The organism is Terriglobia bacterium, assembly GCA_036496425.1.
GTDB lineage: Bacteria > Acidobacteriota > Terriglobia > 20CM-2-55-15 > 20CM-2-55-15 > 20CM-2-55-15.
Genome location: DASXLG010000162.1, coordinates 1 through 4,651 on the forward strand (window position 1 = coordinate 1; position 4,651 = coordinate 4,651).

Here is a 4,651-nt window from a genome sequence, read left to right on the forward strand (position 1 = left end):
CGAGAGGGCCGTATGACAGCGCGGACACCAGTTGATCAGCCGCTTGCCGCGATAGATGAGGCCCTCTTCGTACAGCCGGACGAACACTTCACGGACAGCGCGGGAAAGTCCCGCATCTAAAGTAAAACGTTCGCGCGACCAGTCGCACGAGGAACCGATGCGGCGGATCTGCTTCAGAATGATGCCGCCGTACTGCTCCTTCCATTGCCAGACACGTTCGACGAATTTTTCGCGGCCGAGATCATGACGGCTCAGTCCTTCCTTTCGCAGTTCCCGTTCGACAACATTCTGGGTGGCGATGCCGGCGTGATCCATGCCGGGAAGCCACAAGGTGTTGAATCCCTGCATCCGCTTCCGCCGGGCGATCACATCATGAACCGTGTGGTTCAGCATGTGTCCCATGTGGAGCGAACCCGTGACGTTCGGGGGCGGCATCATCAAGACAAACGGCGGTTTCTGCGACCCTGCGCCGGCGCGAAAGAATCCCTTGGATTCCCACCATTGATACCAGCGCGCTTCGACTTCCTGAGGGTTGTAGGTCTTCGGGAGCTCAGCCTTCATCGATTCGTCTTAATTCCTGTCTGACAATTTTTTCTGTGATGTCGGGAACGATATCCCAGGCGATGCTTTCGATCACTTGAGTCGAAAGCTTTTGAATGACCCGGTCGGCGATCCGGTCAATGTCGGCCTCGGACATGGCGCCGGTCGCCAGTGCAGGCTCCTCTTTAAAAATCAGCTCCAGTCCGAGCAGATCTTCTTCGCTTGGCGCCACTTCGGCCGGAGCGGCATGAGTTTGAGCGGCCGGCACGGACTCGCGCCTGGGTTCGTGCGCGGGCTCACGTTTGCGTGCGGGTTTCGCGGGTAGATCAGGCTCCGGTCCGCTGTCGGCTACATCTCCCCGGGCCAGAACCGAGGTAACCAGCTCAATCAGCGCCCCCGGCTCAAAAGGTTTCGTAATGTTAGCCGTGGCGCCGGCTTGTTTTGCCGTCTCGTCATCGAACGCGTCGAACGCACCGACCAGCAGGATGACCGGCGTCGAGTTCAGCGTCGGGTGGTTCCGGACGTACGTGCAAACCTCGTAACCGTTTTTGCCCGGCATGTAAATGTCGGCCAGAACAATGCTAGGCCGCACCTCTTCCACAGCCTTGATGGCCGCATCGCCATTACTGACTTCGACGATCTTGAAATTCGCGTCGGCGAAGGTTTGAGTGACAAGACGCCGGATGGTCGGACTGTCATCAGCTAAGAGAATCGTTCGTCTCATACAGTTAACTAGGAAGAATAGCCACAAAACGCACAAAGGGACACAAAAAGGGGTTTTGCGCAAGAAATGAGTGGCGGACGGCCTCTGCGCAGCCGGGGAACGGCATAAGAGGTTAGCCACAGCCTAAGGCCATGGCTAACTTCTTATGCTGCTCCCCGGCTGAATTAGTCCGAGGACAGAATTTCGCAGTTACTTTTTCGCCGGCGGTTGCTCGGGCGATGCTACTGACGGAGACGTCGATGAGCTGCCCGCGCTCACAGTCACGCTTCGCCCGGGCTGGGGCGATGCTACCGCCGGAGTAACACTGAAAGCCGGGCTGTCGTTTGCACCGCCTGCCTTCGCCGCATTTCCTCCACCTGTTGTTCCACCTCGAACAGGTCCCGAGTTTGTGTCCGAAGTCGCTTCCTCTGCCGCGGCATTCGAAGCGGCGGCCGTATTTGTGGAGACACCCGGACTGGGCTTGAGGATCGCGTACAGTTTTCCCAAAACCCCGCCCGGAGGAACTTCACGCTGGTTCTGTTGAGCGCGCGCCAGAGCGACCGGGTTGGGCTCGGGAATTGGCTCATTCATGGCAGTCAACTGCTGTTTGGCCTGCACGACGCGGTCGGACAGAGGATGGTCCGTCACAATGCGAGCGTAGTAGATCGCAGCATCCTTTCCGGCACCCAGCTGTTGTAGAGAAAACCCAAGGCTGAACAGCGTATCCGGCGTTCTTGAGTAGTCGGGATACTTCTTCAAGACTTCCTGATAGCGGCTGATCGCAGCCCTATAGTCCTTGCGGGACACGAGGTAGAAATTACCCACGCCGAAAATCCCGTCCGCAAGCAGCTCCTGAACTTCCCGCAGCTTTTCCTTGGCCTCATTGATCAGAGGACTGTCCGGATACGACTCGATGAATGACTTGAATTCGATCTCCGCGAGCTGCCCCTGCGTGGTGTCGCGATCCGCCTTCTCCAGACGCTTCACATGGGTCATCGCGATCTTCATTTGAGCGTCGTCGGCTAATTCACTTGCGGGGAAAAACGTAATGTAGTCCTTGAATCCGTTTTCAGCCTCCGTCAACGTGCTGGAAGTACTCTCGCGGTAGAAGGATTCCGCCATTGCGTATTTGGCCTGCGGCAGGAATTCGCTGTCCGGATAAGTGCTGATCAGGGTCTGAAGCGTCAGCCGGGCGACCGTAAACCGGCTCTTCTCCATATCTTTCATGGCGCGTTCGAAAAGAACACGATCCGGCTCATTCAGGTTGCTGGGTGGTAGCGTTCGGGTCGTCGTGGCTTTCTTTCCATGACAACACAGCAGAAGTAAAAATAATGGTAAAACTAAGAAAAACTTCCTCATTGGACCTCAACTTTGCAGAAACCGCAGGCTCTTGCGCGATTATATGTACCCACGATCATACCCGACCGACGTCCCTAATTCCAGCAGTTCCCTGACCTTCTGGGCTGGATCCGGAGCGTGAAATATGGCCGATCCGGACACCAGGACCTCCGCCCCGGCTCTGACGACGTCTGGAACCGTAGTTGTGTCTATTCCGCCGTCCACTTCGATCACGCAGTTGTAATTCCGTTCGGCAATCAGCAGCCGGGCCTGTCTAATCTTTTCAATAGTGTACGGAATAAATTTCTGCCCGCCAAAGCCCGGGTTCACGGTCATGATCAGCAACATATCGGCCAGGCCGAGAACATGCTCGACAACCGAAACAGGAGTCGCTGGGTTCAATGAGACTCCCACCATGACGTTTTGTGAGCGGATGAAGTTCAGCGTACGGTCCAGATGGACGGTCGACTCGGTATGAACGGTCAGGATGCTCGCGCCGGCGTCTGCAAATGCCGGGATGTATTTGTCCGGGTCGGAGATCATCAGATGAACGTCGAGCGGAAGTTTTGTCACCTTCCTGATGGAACGTACAACCGGCGGGCCGATCGTGATGTTCGGTACAAAATGGCCGTCCATCACATCGACATGCAATAAGGTCGCGCCCGCTTCTTCGACTTTCCGGATGTCCTCGCCAAGCGCCGCAAAGTTTGCGGACAGAATCGACGGCGCGATGCGAACGCTCACTGGCTCACGTCCAGAAGGATGACATCGGACTTGGTCAGCCGGTATCCGGCCTGCGGTTTCTGCTGTATCACCACGCCGGGTTCAACGCCCGGATACTTTCGAAAGTTCAACTTGCCCAAATGAAAACCCTCAGTTTTTGCCCGGGCAGCAACGAGTTCAGCCGGCTTTCCGATCAGATCCGGCATGATGAAGTACTGCGCCGGCGGCCCGAGCGAGATCAGAATGCTCACCGAGGGATCGCTGCCCTCCTGGGTGCCCGGCTTCGGCGATTGATAGACAACGGTGGATGGATCGCCTTCCGGCGTGTGCGTGTAAAGCGTATTTCCCAATGAAAATCTCCTCTGAGCAAGCGTCAGCTGCGCCGCACGAAGACTGGTTCCAATGAGATTCGGAACTGCAAAACGTTGTGGCCCCAACGAAAGGAGCACTTTCACGGTCCGGTCCGCCTTCAGTCGAGTCCCGCTTGGAGGATCCTGAAGCAGAACCTTCCCTTCGGCGATTTCCGAACTGAAGCGCGAGCTCGATACCTTCAGGTTCAACGCGCGGCCATGAAGAATCTGTTCTGCTTCTTCCTTGGTCTTATCTACCAGCTTCGGAACTTCGACCTCGCGGCCCTTGATGGCAAAGCGCATAGCCGTCAGGGCACTCACCAGACTCGCAACCATCAAAATGGCGACCATCAGGATGATGCTCGACCAGCGCGAGAATTGGCTCTGTTTCCTTGGCTCTTCCGCGTCGGCGGTGTCGAATTCAGGTTCGCGCATGAAGATCAATTATAGCCGCAGATGACGCGGATAATCCTTCAGGTACGTTTGATCACGACAATGCTGATATCGTCGGAGGCTTTGGCGAACTCGAGCGCACTCCGTTTGACCGCTTCGTAGATCTGTCGTGCGCTTTCGTGCTTGACGGCGCGAAGGGTGCTTTCCAGACTTCCCGGGAAATATGGTGCTTCGCCTCTTGCATGCTCCAATAGCCCGTCTGTGTAGAGCAGCAGGATATCTCCGGCCCCCATCAGCGTCCACTGATTCAGGCGATAGCGCTCCTTGAATCCGAGCGAGCTGTTCGTAGTGCTCCGATCAATGACGTCCTTTGAGGGAAGCGTTCCGATCGGCGGAAAGGAGGTGCAAAGGTGCTCGCTGACCTCCATAAATCGCTCGTGATAGCTCGAGAATACGACCGGCGGAGGATGGGCCGCGGACAGAAAACGAAACGTCGAGTCTTCCGAAATCTCGCCATAGATCATCGTTACAAACTTGTAGCGGCTGGACGATTGGTAGAATCGCGAATTTAGATTCTCGAATAGACGCCGGGTGATGTTCCCGT

General features: G+C 56.4%; 6 protein-coding genes. All 6 read right to left on the reverse strand.

The window, feature by feature from the left end; all coding sequences use genetic code 11:
- Window positions 1–561: class I tRNA ligase family protein (locus VGK48_11425; protein HEY2381778.1), on the reverse strand; the 561-nt coding region annotated here is incomplete at its 3' end.
- Window positions 551–1,264: a response regulator gene (locus VGK48_11430; GenBank protein ID HEY2381779.1), complete on the reverse strand. Its 714-nt coding sequence runs from the start codon at window positions 1,262–1,264 to the stop codon at window positions 551–553. The genes VGK48_11430 and VGK48_11425, both read right to left, overlap by 11 nt.
- A gap of 189 nt (window positions 1,265–1,453) precedes the next feature.
- Entirely contained in the window at window positions 1,454–2,602 is a 1,149-nt protein-coding gene (bamD, locus tag VGK48_11435; GenBank protein ID HEY2381780.1) for an outer membrane protein assembly factor BamD, read from the reverse strand.
- A 39-nt stretch (window positions 2,603–2,641) separates the two neighbouring features.
- A complete protein-coding gene (rpe, locus tag VGK48_11440; protein ID HEY2381781.1) occupies window positions 2,642–3,325 on the reverse strand; it encodes a ribulose-phosphate 3-epimerase in 684 nt (227 codons plus the stop codon).
- Complete coding sequence (locus VGK48_11445; GenBank protein HEY2381782.1) at window positions 3,322–4,089, reverse strand: PASTA domain-containing protein; 768 nt, start codon at window positions 4,087–4,089, stop codon at window positions 3,322–3,324. Before VGK48_11445 ends, rpe begins: the two co-directional genes overlap by 4 nt.
- A 38-nt stretch (window positions 4,090–4,127) precedes the next feature.
- A partial coding sequence (locus VGK48_11450) for a PP2C family protein-serine/threonine phosphatase (GenBank protein HEY2381783.1) occupies window positions 4,128–4,651 on the reverse strand: 524 nt, incomplete at its 5' end.

Bases quoted from the DNA above. Each gene is read 5' to 3' on its own strand.
- VGK48_11445 (HEY2381782.1), bottom strand. From the start codon at position 4,089: ATGCGCGAACCTGAATTCGACACCGCCGACGCGGAAGAGCCAAGGAAA.
- bamD (HEY2381780.1), bottom strand. From the start codon at position 2,602: ATGAGGAAGTTTTTCTTAGTTTTACCATTATTTTTACTTCTGCTGTGT.
- VGK48_11430 (HEY2381779.1), bottom strand. From the start codon at position 1,264: ATGAGACGAACGATTCTCTTAGCTGATGACAGTCCGACCATCCGGCGT.